Origin of the sequence: Povalibacter uvarum (assembly GCF_014202975.1) — a bacterium.
Taxonomy (GTDB): domain Bacteria; phylum Pseudomonadota; class Gammaproteobacteria; order Steroidobacterales; family Steroidobacteraceae; genus Steroidobacter; species Steroidobacter uvarum.
The window spans coordinates 968,316-985,576 of record NZ_JACHHZ010000002.1 but is presented as its reverse complement, the minus strand read 5'-3'; the positions used below and the strand labels follow the sequence as shown (position 1 = coordinate 985,576).

Annotated in this window: 13 protein-coding genes; 8 read left to right on the top strand and 5 right to left on the bottom strand. The window is 63.0% G+C overall.

Translation table 11 applies throughout. The features are described 5' to 3' along the window. Nucleotides 1-51 precede the first annotated feature (51 nt). From HNQ60_RS10580 to HNQ60_RS10560, 5 genes are all read left to right on the top strand, one after another. Nucleotides 52-456 (top strand): Hsp20/alpha crystallin family protein, encoded by a 405-nt coding sequence (locus HNQ60_RS10580; RefSeq protein WP_184331428.1) that lies wholly within the window; start codon nucleotides 52-54, stop codon nucleotides 454-456. 12 nt (nucleotides 457-468) lie between these two features. Beyond that, a complete protein-coding gene (gene lon, locus HNQ60_RS10575; protein WP_184331426.1) occupies nucleotides 469-2,850 on the top strand; it encodes an endopeptidase La in 2,382 nt (793 codons plus the stop codon). A 696-nt stretch (nucleotides 2,851-3,546) separates the two neighbouring features. After that, nucleotides 3,547-5,526 (top strand): PrkA family serine protein kinase, encoded by a 1,980-nt coding sequence (locus tag HNQ60_RS10570; RefSeq protein WP_221304123.1) that lies wholly within the window; start codon nucleotides 3,547-3,549, stop codon nucleotides 5,524-5,526. Nucleotides 5,527-5,557: 31 nt separating this feature from the next. Further along, entirely contained in the window at nucleotides 5,558-6,745 is a 1,188-nt protein-coding gene (locus tag HNQ60_RS10565) for a DUF444 family protein (protein WP_184331424.1), read from the top strand. A gap of 104 nt (nucleotides 6,746-6,849) precedes the next feature. After that, on the top strand, nucleotides 6,850-8,229 hold the full coding sequence (locus HNQ60_RS10560; protein ID WP_184331422.1) for a SpoVR family protein: 1,380 nt from the start codon (nucleotides 6,850-6,852) through the stop codon (nucleotides 8,227-8,229). Nucleotides 8,230-8,231: 2 nt separating this feature from the next. On the opposite strand, the gene HNQ60_RS10555 is transcribed toward HNQ60_RS10560, so the two are convergent. Next, nucleotides 8,232-9,089 (bottom strand): SDR family oxidoreductase, encoded by an 858-nt coding sequence (locus tag HNQ60_RS10555; RefSeq protein WP_184331420.1) that lies wholly within the window; start codon nucleotides 9,087-9,089, stop codon nucleotides 8,232-8,234. A 189-nt stretch (nucleotides 9,090-9,278) separates the two neighbouring features. Here HNQ60_RS10555 and HNQ60_RS10550 point away from each other — a divergent pair, with 189 nt between their 5' ends. Continuing rightward, a complete protein-coding gene (locus HNQ60_RS10550; RefSeq protein WP_184331418.1) occupies nucleotides 9,279-10,274 on the top strand; it encodes a LysR family transcriptional regulator in 996 nt (331 codons plus the stop codon). Here HNQ60_RS10550 and HNQ60_RS10545 read toward each other — a convergent pair. The 3 genes from HNQ60_RS10545 to HNQ60_RS10535 form a co-directional block, all read right to left on the bottom strand. Further along, nucleotides 10,213-11,505, bottom strand: coding sequence for an APC family permease (locus tag HNQ60_RS10545; RefSeq protein ID WP_184331416.1), 1,293 nt, complete (start codon nucleotides 11,503-11,505; stop codon nucleotides 10,213-10,215). The genes HNQ60_RS10550 and HNQ60_RS10545 overlap by 62 nt on opposite strands. Before the next feature lie 158 nt (nucleotides 11,506-11,663). Beyond that, nucleotides 11,664-12,737, bottom strand: coding sequence for an alpha/beta fold hydrolase (locus HNQ60_RS10540; protein ID WP_184331414.1), 1,074 nt, complete (start codon nucleotides 12,735-12,737; stop codon nucleotides 11,664-11,666). A 153-nt stretch (nucleotides 12,738-12,890) separates the two neighbouring features. Further along, entirely contained in the window at nucleotides 12,891-13,127 is a 237-nt protein-coding gene (locus HNQ60_RS10535; protein ID WP_184331412.1) for a hypothetical protein, read from the bottom strand. Between the two features lie 155 nt (nucleotides 13,128-13,282). Between HNQ60_RS10535 and HNQ60_RS10530 the strand changes: the two genes are divergently transcribed. Further along, nucleotides 13,283-14,590: an amidohydrolase gene (locus HNQ60_RS10530; RefSeq protein ID WP_184331410.1), complete on the top strand. Its 1,308-nt coding sequence runs from the start codon at nucleotides 13,283-13,285 to the stop codon at nucleotides 14,588-14,590. 109 nt (nucleotides 14,591-14,699) lie between these two features. Here HNQ60_RS10530 and HNQ60_RS10525 read toward each other — a convergent pair whose 3' ends face one another. Beyond that, nucleotides 14,700-15,965 (bottom strand): TetR/AcrR family transcriptional regulator, encoded by a 1,266-nt coding sequence (locus tag HNQ60_RS10525; RefSeq protein ID WP_184331409.1) that lies wholly within the window; start codon nucleotides 15,963-15,965, stop codon nucleotides 14,700-14,702. Between the two features lie 178 nt (nucleotides 15,966-16,143). Here HNQ60_RS10525 and HNQ60_RS10520 point away from each other — a divergent pair, with 178 nt between their 5' ends. Continuing rightward, nucleotides 16,144-17,250, top strand: coding sequence for a hypothetical protein (locus HNQ60_RS10520; protein WP_184331407.1), 1,107 nt, complete (start codon nucleotides 16,144-16,146; stop codon nucleotides 17,248-17,250). Nucleotides 17,251-17,261 lie beyond the last annotated feature (11 nt).

Genomic DNA, 17,261 nt, shown 5'->3' with positions numbered 1-17,261 from the left:
TGCCTCCCCCCCGCCCCCAAGTCCGCTCCATGTCCCTGCAAGGTTCGAGACATGGCCATCCGTAAACCCCAGTCGTGGATGTGGGCCGAAGCCTGCGAAATGCTGGAACAGGCGCAGCGCCTGCAACGGCAGTTCTTCCGCTTCGGGCACATCGCCGAATCCCAGCCGCGGTGGGAGCCGCCGGTCGATCTCGTGGCGAGCGGTCACGAAGTCGAGATCACCATCGCGTTGCCCGGCGTCGCGCCGGAGAACGTGCGCGTACGCATCGACAACGGCTCGCTGCACGTTGCGGCGATTCGCGCGTTACCGGTGAATGAGCGCACGACGGCGGTTCATCAGCTGGAGATTCCTTACGGGCGGTTCGAGCGGCGTATCGCATTGCCGCAGGGACACTACGAGTTGAGGGAGCAGGCCTGCGTGGACGGCTGCCTGATTCTTCGCCTCACACGTTATTGAGTGGGAGCTGACATGACCGATTCCGCGCAAGACCAGAACCTCAAAACCGCCACGGTGACGGATGACATGCTGCTCATCCTGCCCGTGCGCAACATGGTGCTGTTCCCCGGCACCGTGCTGCCGGTGGCCATCAACCGCGAACGCTCGCTCGCCGCGGCGCAGGAAGCCGTGCGTGCGAATCGCAAGATCGGCTTCCTGCTGCAGAAAGATCCCGAGACCCAGAATCCAGGGGCTTCGGACCTCTATCGCTACGGCACCGTCGCGAGCATTGTCCGCTATGTGACGTCGGCCGACAGCACGCATCACCTCGTCGTCCAGGGCGAGAAGCGTTTCCGTGTGCTCGATTTCCAGGAAGGCATGCCCTTCATGATGGCGCGGGTGGAATACCTGCCCGACGCGCCGACGCACTCGAACGAAGTGGAAGCGCGCGCGCTCAACCTGAAGCGCCAGGCCTCGGAAGCAGTCTCGCTGCTGCCGCAGGCGCCGGCTGAGCTCGCGAATGCGATCCAGGCCGTCGAATCGCCTGCGACGCTGGTCGATCTGGTTGCAAGCTTCATGGATGTGAAAGCACCGGAGAAGCAGCAGCTCCTCGAGACGCTCGATCTGCGCACACGCCTCGATCGCGTAAGCGAGCTGCTGCAGAAGCGGATCGAAGTACTGCGCCTGCAGCGTCAGCTCGAAGAACAGACGCGCGACGCCATCGACGAGCGGCAGAAGGAAGTGTTGCTCCGCGAGCAGCTGCGCCAGATCCGCAAGGAGCTGGGCGAAGACGGCGAGTCGGGCAACGAGATCGCGGAGTTGCGCGAAGCCATCGACAAGGCCGGCATGCCCGAGGAAGCCCTCGAGCAGGCCCGCAAGGAACTGAAGCGTCTGGAACGCATGTCGGATGCGAGCGCCGAGTACTCGATGCTGCGCACGTGGATCGACCTGATGATCCAGCTGCCGTGGTCGAAGCTCGACAACGAGTCGATCGACATCCAACACGCGCGTCGCGTGCTCGATGAGGATCACTACGGCCTCGAGAAGATCAAGCGCCGCATCATCGAGTACCTCGCGGTGCGCAAGCTGAATCCGCAGGGTCGCAGTCCGATCCTGTGCTTCGTCGGACCGCCGGGCGTGGGCAAGACCTCGCTCGGCCAGAGCATCGCGCGCGCAGTCGGCACGAAGTTCGCCCGCGTGAGCCTGGGCGGCGTGCATGACGAGGCCGAGATCCGTGGCCACCGGCGCACATATATAGGAGCGCTGCCGGGCAACATCGTGCAGGCGGTGAAGAAGGCCGGCACGCGCAACCCGGTGATCATGCTCGACGAGATCGACAAGCTCGGTGCCGGCATCCATGGCGATCCGTCGTCGGCGCTGCTCGAGGTGCTGGATCCGGAACAGAACAACACGTTCCGCGACAACTACCTGGGCCTGCCCTTCGATCTGTCGAAGGTCATGTTCATCGCGACGGCCAACATGCTCGACACGATCCCTGGCCCGCTGCGGGATCGCATGGAGATCATCGAGCTCACGGGCTACACGGAGGACGAGAAGGTCCAGATCGCGAGACGCTATCTCGTGAAGCGTCAGCTCGAAGCGAACGGCCTCAAGCCGGAACAGGCGGGCGTGACGGACGAAGCATTGCTGCAGATTGCGCGCGACTACACGCGAGAAGCGGGTTGCCGCAACCTCGAACGCCAGATCGGCGCCGTACTGCGAAACGTCGCGGTGAAGATTGCGGACGGCAGTGCGACCCAGCAGACAGTCGATGTCGAGAAGGTTCGTTCGATCCTCGGTGCACCGCGCTTCGAAAGCGAAGTGGCGATGCGGACGAGTGTGCCGGGTGTGGCGACGGGGCTCGCGTGGACGCCGGTCGGTGGCGACATCCTCTTCATCGAGGCGACGCGCGTGCCGGGCAGCGGCCACCTGATCCTCACGGGTCAGCTCGGCGACGTGATGAAGGAGAGTGCACAGGCTGCACTGTCGCTGGTGAAGTCGCAGGCCGAACGTCTGGGCATCGATCCTGCGCTTCTGCGCAAGAGCGATGTGCATATCCACGTACCCGCCGGTGCGATCCCGAAGGACGGCCCGAGTGCCGGGACAGCGATGTACACGGCGCTGGTTTCGCTGCTGACAGGCAGGACTGTGGCCAACGATCTGGCGATGACCGGCGAGATCAGCCTGCGAGGGCTGGTGTTGCCGATCGGCGGCGTGAAGGAGAAGACAGTCGCGGCGCATCGCGCTGGCATCCGGCGAGTCCTGTTGCCGGCGAGAAACCGGAAGGATCTCGAAGACGTGCCACAGAGCGTTCGCGACGATCTCAAGTTCGTCTTCTGCGAACATGTCGAAGACGTGGTCAAAGAAGCGCTTGAAATCACGCTGTCGGCCACGCCAATCAACGCAGCGGCCTGACCCCAAGGCAAGCGCCCTCTCTTTTGAGAGGGCGCCCACGTCTCTCTCCTGACGCCTGTCGGGACATCTTCAATCTGTCGATGACTCCACGTCCGACGCAGTCACGCGTCGGATTTCCTGCCAGCCGCGCATTCGCGCCGCACCGTGTGACCGAAATCACACACTGAACTTCTCTGAATCGAATCTGAATGTGACACCGACGCAAGCCAAGCGTTCGGTTCGAACGTGCTGGCATGTGCCGTGCAACACACTCAGCAATGAATCGCATTGCAAGATCGTCAGGAAGGGAGTAATCAGGCACTCATGTTTCGCACGCACACTCGTGGCATGCGCAACGTTGCGCGATCCGGCTCCTGTTGCAGCGAGTCGTGGTCGTGCTCTGACACTCCCGCTGTCGATCTCTCCTGGATTCTCGCGCCCGATGCGGCGCACTGCCTTGGCGCACACGCCAAGGGAACATGTTCCCCCATGGATCAGTCTTGGTCCTATAGACCATTGCGGGTTCGCACAGTGGCGGCCCACGATGACTCCGGGCGTATGCTGCTTACGAGGTTTTGCGAACGACCTTCGGTACTCGATGAGGATGGTCGAACGATGTGACATGTGGCGGCGACCGCGGTCCAACGCTTAGCAGCGTCGACACGTTGAGTTCACTTCGTTCAGTGCATTGATACATTTTCAGTGGAGGGCGGTTCGATGTCAGACAGCCCGATGGCCAACCCGCAGCGCGGGTCCGCCTCGCAACGCGGCGAGAGCTTCGTTGAATCCTTGAGCGCCTACAGCCGGTTCCACCGTGCGCAGCACTGGTCCGGCACCTTCGGCGAATTTCTTCGCACCGTCATCCCCAACAACTCGCGACAACTCGCACGCACCAGTCACGAGTATCTGTGGGACATGCTCAACTGGTATGGACGGCCCGATGCGAACGGCAACGGCCCCGGAGAAACCGCGGGCGCGAAGGAGCTCTTCAAGCGCGAGCTCTATGGCATAGACGAACCGCTCGGCCGCGTCGTCGACTACTTCAAAGCTTCCGCGGCAGGTTCGGACGTTGGCCGTCGCCTGCTGCTGCTGCTGGGACCCCCGTCCGGCGGCAAATCGACGATGGCGATCCTGCTCAAGCGGGGCCTCGAGGAATACAGCCTGACCGATGAAGGAGCGATGTACGCGTTGCAGGGCTCGCCCATGCACGAGTCGCCGCTCAACCTGATTCCTGCCAGCCTGCGCGCGGAGTTCCGCGATACGTATGGCGTGGAAATCCGTGGGGAACTGAGCCCCTGGGCACGCGATCGACTCGAACGCGAATTCGAAGGCGACTTCCTTCGCATGCCGGTCGAACGCGTCTTCCTATCCGAAGCTTCACGCGTCGGCGTGGGCACCTACGCGCCGCACGACCCGACGACGGCCGATCTTGCTGATCTCGTCGGTTCGGTCGATCTCTCGAAGGTCGCGCAGTTCGGCGACGAAGGCGATCCGCGTGCGTGGTCGTGGTCGGGCGCCGTCTACGCCGCGAGCCGCGGCGTGCTGGAGATGATCGAAATCCTGAAGGTGAAGCGCGAGTTCCTTTACCTCCTGCTCACGCTGACGCAGGAGAAGAACGTCAAAGTCTCGCGCTTCCCGCTCATCTATCTCGACGAAACGATTCTCGCGCACACCAACCTCGCGGAATTCCACAAGTTCCTGCAGGAAAAAGAGAACGAGGCGCTGCTCGACCGCATGGTCATCGTGCGGGTGCCCTACACGCTCTCTTACAACGAGGAGGCACGCATCTACACCAAGCTCGTCTCGGCTGCGCCTGCCTTCCGCGATGTGCACCTCGATCCGCATGCCCTGCGACTCGCATCGGTTTTTGCAGTTCTTACACGGCTCATAAAACCGGAACGCGAAGGACTCGACCTGTCGAAGAAGGTTCGCCTGTACGCGGGCGAAGCAGTCGAAGGCTTCGCCGAAAGCGAAGTGACGCGCCTGCGGTCGGAAGCACCCGAGGAAGGACTGACGGGTGTCAGCCCGCGCTTCATCGTGAACTCGATTTCCAACGCCATCACGCGCAGCGACAAGAAGAGCCTCACCAGCATGGAAGTACTGCTGGCGCTCAAGGACTCGATCGAGAACGACGCGCGCATGGACGCAAAGGCGAAGAAACTGTGGATCGACTATCTCGTGCTCGCGCGCAAGGACTTCTACAACCGCTGGGTGAAGGAAGACGTGCACCGTGCCCTGTTCGCTTCGTTCGAAGACGAAGCGCAGCAGCTGCTCGACAAGTACCTCGACGAAGTCGAGGCTTCCCTCGATCACCGCGAGGTCACCGATCCGATCACAGGCGAGTCGCGTCCCGCTGACGAGCGTTTCCTGCGTTCGGTCGAGGACAAGATCAAGGTATCGGACTCCGGCAAGCTCACGTTCCGCCAGGAAGTCGTGCGCAAGGCGATGGTTGCCTACAAGGCGCACGAGAAGTTCACGCTCAACAGTCACTCACGCATGCGCGAAGCAATCGAGCAGTACCTGTTCGAAGAGCGCCGCGACGTGCTGCGACTGGTGACTTCCGCCGCACGGCCTGACGATGAGGCCCGCAAGAAGATTTCCGCCGTCCAGGAACGACTGACCGGCGAATACGGTTATGACGAGCATAGTGCCAAGGAGGCCCTCAGCTACGTGACGACGTTGCTGGCGCAGGAGTAGCACAGATCACTTTGGGGGTTTCGAGACCGACATGAGCGACCCCACTTCGACGGATCCTGGCGGCAAGCCGGGATCGAATCCGGGCGACGCCGGATGGTATGACTTGTTCTCGCGCGGCGCGCGCGACTGGCTGCGGCACAACGAAAAAGTGCGCGACGCCGTGCGCCAGCATCTGCCGCAGATCGTCGCAGGCGCCGATGTCCTGACGGGCGGCGCGAGCACCGTGCGTGTGCCGGTGCGAATGCTCGAGCACTATCGATTCAAACTGCGTCCTCCGAACGAGCAGGAAGGTGTCGGCCAGGGACAGGCGAAGCCCGGCGATCGCATCGGCCGGCCGCAGCAGCAGGACAGCGATCAGCGTGGCCAGGGCGGCAACGAAGAAGGCGGCATCCAGTACACGCTGGAATTCCGCATCGACGACATCGTCGACTGGTTGTGGGAAGAAATGCAGCTTCCCAATCTCGAAGCGAGAGCCGGCAAGTCGCGCGAGGACGACTGGACCCGCGAGGGCTGGGATCGACGCGGCGCGCGTTCACGCCTCGATCGCCGGCGCTCGATGAAGGAATCGATCAAGCGTCGCGGAGTTCAATCGGCACAAGGCGCCGATTCGCCCTCCTTCACCGATGACGATCTGCGTTTCCGCCAGCTCGCGAAACGCGAGCAGCCCGCCACTCAAGCGGTCGTGATCCTGCTGCTCGATGTCTCGGGCAGCATGGGCGAGCGCGAGCGGCAGATTGCAAAGACCTTCTTCTTCTGGGCGATCCAGGGCCTGCGCCGCCAGTACCGGCATCTCGATCTCGTGTTCGTTGCTCACACCTCCGACGCGTGGGAGTTCCAGGAAGAGGAATTCTTCCGCGTGAGCGGCACTGGCGGCACCGTCGCCTCCGCGGGTCTGAAGAAGGTTCGCGAAGTCATCGAGGAACGCTTCAGCCCGGCGCAGTACAACGTCTACTTGTTCTACGCATCCGACGGCGAGAACTTCCCGTCCGATCAGCCGCAGGCACAGCAAGCCCTCGGGGAACTGACCGACCTCTGCAACTACGCGGGCTTTCTCGAAGTCGCTCCGCTCGCAGGCACCGTGCCCGACAGCGAGATCGGCAAGCTCTTCAACGAACTGTCGCGCGAAGAAAGCAACATCGGCGCCTACCGCGCGAACAGCACGGACGATATCTGGGGAGCGGTGAGACATTTCTTCGGCAAGGCAGCGGCGAGCGACTAGCTGTGAGCCGCGAGCCAGAACACCGGAGCTTTCCGCGGCGACCGAACGTTTCCCTTTCTGGCTCATTGCTCGCCGCTCGCAGCTCGCAGCCAAGGTAATCTCCCATGCCCGAAGACTGGCAATCCCACATCACCCGCATCGAGCAGCTGGCCCGCAGTCAGGGCATGCGGTACGACCCGGTCGAGTTCGAAGTCGTGCCGGAAAGCTTCATGACCGAGATTGCGATCTACGGTCTGCCGGTGCGAATGCCGCACTGGTCGTTCGGTGTCCGGTACATCTACCAGCTGATCCAGCATCGCATGGGATTGTCGCGACTCTTCGAAGTCGTGTTCCCGGGCAATCCGGGGCGCGCCTACCTCGCGAAAAGCAACAGCTATGCGGAGAACGTGCTCGTGACGGCGCACGTTCTCGGGCACGCGGACTTCTCGAGCAACAACATGCTCTTTCGCCGCAGCCAGGCGCAGGTGGGCGAACACATCGTCGAGCAGGCCGCCGCGCATGCGCGGCAGATCGGCGTAGCGATCCAGGAACATGGGCTCGAGCGCGTCGAACTCGTGCTCGATGCTGCACTGTCGCTCGAGCAGCACATCGATATCGACGCGGGTGTGCGGCGGTCGCGGTACGCGGACCTCATGCCGGAGCCCTCGCAGATTCCTGACAACGACTTCGCTCGGCGCTATGCGTCGCTCGGACCAGATACTGCGCGACCGAAGCCGACCGGCGCGCCGAAGCGTGCGCCAGTCCCACCGCATCCTGAGAAGGACCTGCTGTGGTTCATCGCGAACTACGCACCCGATCTCGAGCCATGGGAGCGCGACATCTTCCTCGCCGTGCGCGAAGAGTCGTTCTATTTCTATCCGGTGTTCGCGTGCCAGATCATGAATGAAGGATGGGCCTCCTTCTGGCATGCACGGCTGCTACGTGAAGCGGATTTCCTGCCGCAGTCCGCTTATGTCGACGCGATCAAGTGTCACTCCGACGTTGTGAGACCGACAGCGAGCGGCGAGAACGTCGCCCTGCAGACCAATCCGTATCACCTCGGTTTCTCGATCTGGGAAAACATCGTGGAGGAACGTGGCCTCGAGGGCGCACGCAAGATCATGTGCGAGGACGACGACTTCGCATTCGTGCGCAATCACCTGACTTTCGATCTTGCGAAAGAGCTGAAGCTCTTCCATTTCAAGGGGCCGGCGAATGGAACGATGACTGTGCAGGAGACCGACCTGCCCCTGCTGCACGACGCACTGCTCGCGCCCAAATACGGATTCGGAGCGCCTACGGTGAGCGCAGCGCGCATCCACGTCGACGGCAAACTCGAATTGATTCACGACCACGCCACTGACGGACGAGGCCTCGACCCGGAACGCGGCCGCAAGGTTCTCGAATACATTGCCCGCGTGTGGCGTCGGCCAGTCACGCTGACGACAGTGGACAATGACAAGAGGACGGTGGAGCTCGCGGTGTCAGCGCCGGTGCAGGGATGAGGTCAAGTAAACGCGTGCCTGTGATCCCGCAGGAAATCATCGAATGATCGCGGTTCCTGCCCCGTCACATCTTTCACCACATCCGTCGGGGCGACATTGATCAGGTTGGACGCGCAGGCATCCCAGAGCTCGAGAGTTGCTTCGATCATCACCGGCGCCGCGCCAGCGGCCTGCAGTCGGCCCCGGGCCTCGTTCGCGGTGATATCGACGTAGCGGATCGGCTTGCCGAGCACATGGCTCATGCGGCTGGCCACTTCGTCGTACGTGATGGATTCGCTGCCGGTGACCGTATAGGTCCGGCCTGAGTGGGTCGGATCGAGCAGAGCGATGGCGCCTACCGCGCCCACGTCGCGCGCATCGACGAACGTCCACTTACTCGTGCGGAAAGGTCCGGCGATCACATTCTGGGCTGCAACCGCGGGCGCGAACTGAAGCAGGTTCTGCATGAAGAAGGTGGGACGCAGGTGCGTCACCTGGATGCCGCTGGCCTGGGAACTGCCTTCGACCTGGCCCAGCCACCGCAGGGCGCGAGCGCAGCACAGGCCTGCGTTGGCACCGACCCCTGAGAGTTGAACCAGCCGGGGAACGCCGGCCTTCTTGGCCGCGGCCACGAAACGACCGTGCAATTCGGCCATCCGGGGCGAGAAACCTGACGCGAGGAACGCCGCGTCGACGCCTTCAAGAGCCCTTTGCAGGCTGCTATCGTCGGAGAAATCGCCGCGCACGACCTCGATATTGTCGGCGGAGACACGCAACTTGGCGGGATCGCGCACCAGGGCGCGTACGGCGACGGGTTTACCGGCCAGTCCGGCGAGGACCGCCTGGCCTACATTCCCCGTGGCTCCAGTTACGAGCAGCATCTGATCTCCGAAAAACGCACGAAGGGCAAAGATTGTGGTCCGAATTCTCGATCTGGCGGATACATTAAGGGCGCGGCCTGTCCGGGTAAACGCCGGGACAGGCGAATAGTATGGTGCGCTGACTTCATGAATCCCCGGCCTACAATGCAGACCATTAAAGGACGCCTGCTAAGTTGGGGAATCGGCTGATTGAATAACTTCAGCGACATTGTTGCTTATGTTCGTGTGGTCGAAGCCCACAGCTTCGTGGCCGCCGCCCAGACCCTGGGAATGTCCCCCTCGGCGATCAGCAAGGCGGTCAGCCGGCTCGAAGAGCGTCTTGGCGCGCGCTTGCTGAATCGCACGACCCGTTCCCTGAGCCTGACCGATGTCGGCGCGGCTTTCTACGAACGCTGTCGCGAAGCCCTGAGCCAGCTCGATCATGCCGAAAGCGAGGTTTCCGAATCGCGGGGTATTCCGCGCGGTCGCCTGCGGGTCGACGTCCCGGTGTCTCTGGGCAGGCGCATCATCGTCCCTGCGCTGCCGCGTTTCATTGCGCAGTACCCTGAAATCAGCGTGCAGATGAGCATGAACGACCGGGTGATCGATCTCGTGCAGGAGGGCATCGATGCTGCCCTGCGTGTGGGTCACCTGAGCGATTCGAGCCTCATCGCCCGCCGCATCGGCCAGCTGCGTGGCGTGACCTGCGCATCGCCTGAATTCATCGAGCGCCACGGCCTTCCTCGCGATCCGACCGAATTGAAGCCGGAACACTGCCTGCAGATGTTCAAGCCGGGCAACAACCAGGTCCGGGAATGGATGTACAAGAAAGGCGATGTGGAGCTGACGCTGACGCCGGCAGGACGCCTGTCGTTCAGCGACCCTGAGTCTGCTGTTGCAGCAGCCGTCAGCGGCGCAGGCTTTGTTCGCAGCCTCGATTTCACGGTCGAAGCGCAGATCGCTGCCGGGCTGTTGCAGCCTGTGCTCGAGGACTGGAATGACGGCGCGTACTGGCCCGTGTCCGTTGTCTATCCGCAGCATCGACAGCCGACGGCGAAGATCCGCGCATTCATCGATTTCGTGAGCGGCCTGTTCCCGCAGACCGATGCGCCGGGGCTGGCTGCCGCTTCGCGCGCGCCGAGTGCTAACGGCGCTGCATCGCGAACTGAATCGCGAGGCCAACCAGCAGCACAACCGATACCGTGATCGTTTCCTGAAGCGAGCTGCTCGTCAGCAGCCAGGCGATCAGCAGCAACGCGAGCACGACGGAGATCATGCCGCCCGGCACGACGAAGGCTGCGGGTTGATCGGGATGCATTCGGCGCAGCTTCGGCACCGCCGCGCAGGTCGCGGCGAAAGTTGTGAGCCGCGCAAGTGTCGCAATCGCGACGAGTCCGACGAAGGTTCCTGCCAGAGTAAACGCCAGCATGACTGCAGCGGTCGCCACGATGGCGATGTGCGGCGTACGAAAGCGCGGCTGCGGCTGGCTGAGCGCTGACGGCAACTGACCGCGCTCCGCCATCGCGAACAGGATGCGCGGCGCCGCGAGCATGAGTCCGTTGAGTGTGCCTGCAATCGACACGAGCGCCGTCGCCGCCATGAGCGCTCCACCCGCATTCCCCAGGAAGCTCGAGGCCGAATCGGCCAGCGGACGCTCCGACTGGTCGAGCCCCGGCAGCGTTCCCGTGCACACGATCTGAATCAGAATGTAGAGCGGCGCAATGATGGCGAAAGCGACCATCGCTCCGAACGGCAGCGTGCGTTGCGGATCCTTGATCTCGCCTCCCGGAATCACCGCCGCTTCGAAGCCAGTGAACGCGAAAACCAGCAGGAACACCGCGGCGGAGAACGACGTGTAGTCGACATGCACGTCGGTGACTTCGAAGTTCGCCGGCTGCACGAAGAACAACCCCGCCGCGACGAACAGGATGAGCGGAACGATCTTGCCGATCGTGAACAGGTCCGCGAGCAGCGCGCCATTGCGCACACCCGTGACGTTGATGACCGCGAACAGCATCGTGATCGACGTCAGCAGCACGGCCCTCGGTACCGGCATCACCGCATCGGGCCAGAAGTGCCCGAGATAGTTGATGAACAGGTTCGACAGCGCAGCGAATGAAGCCACGCGCGAAAGCCACATCAGCCACCCGATCTGGAAACCGACCGTCGGACCGAATGCTTCGGTCGCGTACAGATACGGCCCACCCGTCCCGGTGAAGCGGCTGCCCGCCTCCGCGAAGCACCAGATGATCAGCAGCACCAGCACCGCGCAAAGAAGATAGGCAAGGATGCTGTAAGGACCGATGAGCGCATCAACGCGCGACGGCAACCCGAAGATGCCTGCACCGACGATGGAATTGATGAAGAGGGCGACAAAGTCCCAGCGTCCGATGCCGCGGATGAGGGTGCTGTCGGGGGAGGAGGCTTGTGAGGTCAAAGGCCCGGTCTCATGGAAGGCGTGTGTTGTTCTTGGTCTGCGCTTGAAGCGCTCGCTCTTCCTGTGGGTCCGGCTTTAGCCGGACGCTATGCGAAGCATCCAGTCGGATGACGTCCGGCTAAAGCCGGACCCACAGCAAGAATTGCAGCCGCGCGTGGTCATGGAGTCTTCGGTTCACTGCTCCGCAGCAGCTCCCGCAGTTCACCCTGCCACACCTTCGCGATGGTATGCGTTCCATGTCCGCGTGTCTCGTCGCTCAGCGGGATCGTGATTGCGCGACCGCGCGGTACGCGCTTGATCTCGCGCTCGAGAATTCCAAGCTCGGGCGGATTGATGAGGTCGTCCGCAAAGTTGATCGCGAGCAGCGGTGCAGCGATCTTCTCCAGTGCAGGACCCGGGTCGTAGTCCCACGATGCTTCGAGCTGATAGAGCACATCGTTCGCATCCGTGGTCTGCATCGAAGTTCTGACCGAAGCATCGAGCACCTGGTCGCTGGCCGACAGCGTCGGCATCGACTGCTGGCGCACTATGGGATTGCTCCCCATCAGGAACAACATCTGCTGTGCCGTGCGCAGACTCTGTGGCTGCGCGGTGTAGTTGCCATTGTGCCACTGCGGATCATCGCGGATCGCGTCGATGATCACGCGACGCCAGACCCGATTGCGGCCCGAGATCTGCGTGGGAAGACTCGCGAGCGGCAACAGCGCATCCACGAACTGGGGATACATCTCGCCCCACAACCAGCTGTGCATGCCGCCCATCGACGTTCCCATCACGAGCCGCAGATGGTCGATGCCCAGCCCCTCGGCCAGCAGTCGCTGCTGCGACACGATCATGTCGCGATAGCCGTAGCGTGGGAACTTCGCACGCAATCCGTCGCTGGGCTTGCTTGACCCGCCGTGGCCGACATTGTCGGGGAGCACAATGAAGTATCGGGTCGCATCGAGGACACCGCCAGGCACGAACAACTCATCCGCAAAATCCGGGCGCAGGAACTGCGCGCCGCTGCCGCCCGTGCCGTGAAGGATCAGCACTGCGTTCAGCGCGCGGCCGTTGGCGTCGCGCTGAAGTGTCCCGATCGTTCGATAGTGCAGGCGCAGCTCGGGGAGTTTCTCACCCGATGCGAACTTGAAGTCGCGAAGGACGTAGTCGGCCTCGCGGGCTGCGGGATAGTCGGCGGCGTGAGCGAGCGACAGGCACGAGGCGAAAAGAAGGGCGGCGATTCGGAGCATGCGACTGATCCGGTGAGGTGATCAGCGCCGGAGTTTAGTGCCTTCGGGGGATGAAGGCATATCACGGAGCCGGCCGTCACACCCGCGAAAGCGGGTGTCCATCTGCTCGACCGGAATGGATTCCCGCGGGCGCGGGAATGACGTTGGCGCGTTTCAATCGCAGTTGAAACAAATCTGCCCATGCACCTGCGGCAACTGCGTCAGTCGCGCGGCGCGCAGCTTCGGCAGCAGCATGGCGATGGCGCGCTGGGCGTCGCGGCAGCGCTGCATGTTGAGGGAATAGTCGGACGCGCGATGGGTGCGTTCGTCGGATTCGTCTTCGAACAGCACCGTCAGCGTCTCGAGATTGTCGATCGTCTGGTCGATCAGGTTCAGCGGATCGGTGAACATGGCACGGCTCCTCGAAATCGTCAGGGAAATCATGTCTGGCTCCATATACAGCCTGTATGGTTATACAGCCTCGGACCTGCTGGCAAGACCGTCGCGTAACCCCTTGATCGGTGGGCATCGGTTACACTGGCTCGTCGACCTTTCCGGAGTCCTGCATGATTTCGCGCCGCTTTCGTTGTGCCCTGCTCCTCGCCCTCGCCAGTCTCTCCGCCACAACTCATGCCGACCTGACAGCAACGGAACTCGACGCAGCGGTCAGGGCGATCGAACCGAAAGTCATCGAATGGCGCCGCGATTTTCACCAGCATCCCGAACTGAGCAATCGCGAAGTGCGCACGGCCGAAGTCGTTGCGAAGCGGCTGCGCGCGATGGGACTCGAAACCAAGACGGGCATCGGACTCACCGGCGTTGCAGCGCTGCTGCGCGGTGGTCAGCCTGGTCCGACGATCGCGCTGCGCGCCGACATGGATGCGCTGCCCGTCACCGAGCAGGTCGACCTGCCCTTCAAGTCGAAAGTCACGACGCAGTTTCGCGGCGAAACTGTTGGCGTGATGCACGCGTGCGGACACGATTCGCACACAGCGATGCTGCTCGGCGTCGCGGAGATCCTGAGCAGCCGACGTCAGCAGCTGCGGGGTCAGATCCTTTTCATTTTCCAGCCGGCGGAAGAAGGCGCACCTGAAGGCGAGACGGGCGGCGCGCGACGCATGCTCGCGGAAGGCCTGTTCGATATCGCAAAGCCCGAAGCCGTGTTCGGCCTTCACGTGATCGCATCTTTGCCCACCGGCGTGATCGGCTATCGACCCGGCCCGATGATGGCGGGCTCCGACGCCTTCACGATCAACGTGCAGGGACGGCAGACGCACGGCTCGCGCCCCTGGGGCGGGGTCGATCCCGTCGTCACTGCTTCACAGATCGTGTCAGGCCTGCAGACGATCGTCAGCCGCCAGATCGACATCACCGAAGTGCCTGCCGTCATCAGCATCGGTGCGATCAAGGGCGGCATCCGCTTCAACATCATTCCCGACAACGTCGAGATGATCGGCACGCTGCGCACGTTTGATCCCGCCATGCGCACGGACATCATCAAACGCATGGATCGCACCGTGCAGAGCATCGCCGCGGCGAATGGCGCCACCGCGACCCTCACCGTTCGCGACAGCGCAATCCCGCCGGTGATCAATCACGCAGCGCTGACGCAGCGTTCGCTGCCATCGCTGGAACGCGTGGCGGGCAAGGACGGCGTTCGTCTCATCACCTTGCAGACTACTGCCGAAGACTTCTCGTTCTACGGGCTGCAGGTCCCCGCGTTCTTCTTCTGGGTCGGCATCACGCCGCCGGACAAGGACCCGGCAACCGTCGCGTTCAATCATTCACCGCTGTTCTATGTGGATGAAGCCGGAATGCAGACCGGCATGCGCGCGATGCTCGCGGTGGCGACGGACTATCTGCAGGGGAAGTAGGAGCGAGATTTCACACGGAGTTCACGGAGAGCACGGAGATCAGAAACTTTGTTTGCTTTTCTTGCCCTCCGTGCACTCCGTGAACTCCGTGTGAAACTCCGGTCCGGCTTCAGGTCCTGCGAAGACCAAGGCACAAAAGCGCGCTGATCTCGCGAGCGATGTGCTCGACACGATCCTCCGCGTGCGTTCCCGTGTCCTTCACGAGCCAGCTCACGAAGCCCGGCAGTAGCATGAGTTGCGCGGTTACGTCGTCGACCTTCAGCGTGCCTTCCGTGCAGCCGATGTTGAGCGCATTCAGATAGCCCTCGGTCAGGGCTGCCGCCTGCGGTTCCATCTGCGCCTGAGTTTCGCCCTTCAGCGCCTCGTGACCGACGAGCGGTGCGAGCGGCGACAGGTCATCGCGCAGGTAGGCTTTCGACAACGCATGGAACGCCGCGGCCAGTGCCTGCGCGCGCGTGCCCGAGTAGTCCGTCATGCGTTCCATGATGAACAGGAAGATGCGGAACGCCCGTGCATAACAGCGAGCGAGCAGCGTCTGCTTGTCACCGAGATGGTGATACAGCGTGCGCTTGGTCGCACCGACGTGGCCCGCGATCTCCTCCAGCGAGGTCGAATCGATGCCCTTGCTGTTGAACAGGCGCGACGCGATCGCCAGCAGCGTCTCGCGCTTCGCATCGACCACGGCATCGCGATCGAACACGCCGACGACACGCGCGATGAGCGGCGACAGGTCGATCGCCTGGTACGGCGGCATCACCTGCTTCTCGATGGCAATGCCGTCGAGAATCGCACTCTTGAGTGCTTCGGAAAAACGCTCGGCGGGATAGCTGCGCGATGCCGGCGCCCAGTAGTGCATCAGCGGCACCCAGGTGACGAGACTGATGATCGTGTTCGCGTTGATGTGCGCGTCGCAGCGGCGCATCACGCCGGCCTGCGCTCCCGCTTCGAGCACGCTTGCAAGACGCGTGATGATCGCGTCGTAGAGGCCCTGAATGATTTCGTGCCGTTCCTGATTCAGCACCGCGATCTCCGCGCGCGTCGCCGTTTCGGGGCGCGTCGGATCGAGCATGCGATCGACGAAGATCGAGACGACCTGCGTGGCGTCGGAGCCGAGGCGGATGGCTTCGCCGAGATGCCGGGCCATGACTTCGCAGGAGCGCCGGTAGCACTGGAAGACCAGGTCCTCGCGATCCTCGATGTACTGGTAGAGCGTTGCGCGCGAGACGCCGAGGCTTTCGGCGATATCGCTCAGGGAAGTGAGCGATACGCCGCTGGCATTCAGGTGCCGGGCGGCCGCATCGAGCATCTGCTCATGACGAACAGCAGCGGCGCCGGGAAAATTCTGCCTGGCCAGTGCTTCGCGACGCTTCTTCATAAACCGGTGGGATCGAATCCGAAAAACGCTTCTGTGCGGGCCGGCACAGGATACCCGGACGAATCGCGCATCGCAGCAGGGCGACAGCGAAAACGGCGTTCCCGCGGTGTGTCAATCCTGCGCCCGGGGCCATCCAGCGGCTATATTGAGTCCAATCCGCCCGGGATAAGGACAGGCAATGCAGCCTCGTGTCGCTCTCCGGTTCCTCTCGGTGCCGCTCAGCACCGCGCCGCTCCTCGTCATCATCATCTTCAGCCTCCTGCTCTGGCTGGCAGCCAAGGCCAGCCTGCTCGGGCTCTGGCTCGGCTTCATCCTGCTGGCGGGCTTCTTCAACTACGCCTTCGTCCTTCTCGACAGCGTTGTCGGTAATGCCGAGCCCCCGGTGCTGTCGATCGAAATGATGAACCCGGTCAGCGGCCAGCGGTCCCTGGTGCTGCTGGCTTTCGTGCTGGTGATCTTTTTCACCTCGCAGGCGGGCGACTACTGGTTCGGCCCATGGCTGGCTGCCGTCCTCGGACTGGCCGCGGCGACCGTGCTGCCGGCCATGCTGGCCATCCAGTCGATCACGGGGAGCACGCTCCAGGCCCTGCATCCGGGGATCGCCGTCCGCCTGATCGCTCGCATCGGCGGCGACTACTGGCTGACGGTCACGGGCATCGTTGCAATGGTGCTGGTGGGATCGTTCGTCGCCTCGACTTCGCTGCTGCTCGGTTTGCGGCTGGCCATCCTGATGTATCTGTGGCTCGCCGCCTTCAGCCTGATCGGCGGACTGGTGCGTGAGAACGGCGATGCGCTGGGCGTAGAAGACGCGTGGGAACCCGATACCGTCGAGCTCGACGATGCAGCACATCGGGAGAGTGAACGTAAACAGCTCGTCGACCGGATCTATGCGCAATGGCGCGGCGGCTCACATCACAATGCGTGGCAGACGGTCATGACGGAGATCGCGAGCGGCGATCCACTCACGCAGACGCAATGGCTCTACGAAAGCACCGCACGCTGGCCCGACCCGAGGCTCGCGAATCGACTGGCCCGCGAGCTCGTGCCGAAACTGCTGGCTGCACGCCGCAACGGCGAAGCACTCGACCTCGTTCGCGCGCGACTGAAAACCGATCCGGACTTCCGCCCGCCCACCAGCAGCGACCTGTTGCAACTGGCCGGCCTGGCTCGCGATGCGGGCGATCGGCCTACAGCGCGGGCGCTGCTGCGCGATTTCGATCGGCTCTATCCCCAGGATCCGGCGAGGACGTCGGCCGACCTGTTGACACGACAACTGGAGCGCTGAATGTGCATTAA

Excerpts from the sequence above, each read along its gene's own strand:
- HNQ60_RS10580 (WP_184331428.1), top strand. The coding sequence starts at position 52 with ATGGCCATCCGTAAACCCCAGTCGTGGATGTGGGCCGAAGCCTGCGAA.
- lon (WP_184331426.1), top strand. The coding sequence starts at position 469 with ATGACCGATTCCGCGCAAGACCAGAACCTCAAAACCGCCACGGTGACG.
- HNQ60_RS10570 (WP_221304123.1), top strand. The coding sequence starts at position 3,547 with ATGTCAGACAGCCCGATGGCCAACCCGCAGCGCGGGTCCGCCTCGCAA.
- HNQ60_RS10565 (WP_184331424.1), top strand. The coding sequence starts at position 5,558 with ATGAGCGACCCCACTTCGACGGATCCTGGCGGCAAGCCGGGATCGAAT.
- HNQ60_RS10560 (WP_184331422.1), top strand. The coding sequence starts at position 6,850 with ATGCCCGAAGACTGGCAATCCCACATCACCCGCATCGAGCAGCTGGCC.
- HNQ60_RS10555 (WP_184331420.1), bottom strand. The coding sequence starts at position 9,089 with ATGCTGCTCGTAACTGGAGCCACGGGGAATGTAGGCCAGGCGGTCCTC.
- HNQ60_RS10540 (WP_184331414.1), bottom strand. The coding sequence starts at position 12,737 with ATGCTCCGAATCGCCGCCCTTCTTTTCGCCTCGTGCCTGTCGCTCGCT.
- HNQ60_RS10535 (WP_184331412.1), bottom strand. The coding sequence starts at position 13,127 with ATGTTCACCGATCCGCTGAACCTGATCGACCAGACGATCGACAATCTC.
- HNQ60_RS10530 (WP_184331410.1), top strand. The coding sequence starts at position 13,283 with ATGATTTCGCGCCGCTTTCGTTGTGCCCTGCTCCTCGCCCTCGCCAGT.
- HNQ60_RS10525 (WP_184331409.1), bottom strand. The coding sequence starts at position 15,965 with ATGAAGAAGCGTCGCGAAGCACTGGCCAGGCAGAATTTTCCCGGCGCC.
- HNQ60_RS10520 (WP_184331407.1), top strand. The coding sequence starts at position 16,144 with ATGCAGCCTCGTGTCGCTCTCCGGTTCCTCTCGGTGCCGCTCAGCACC.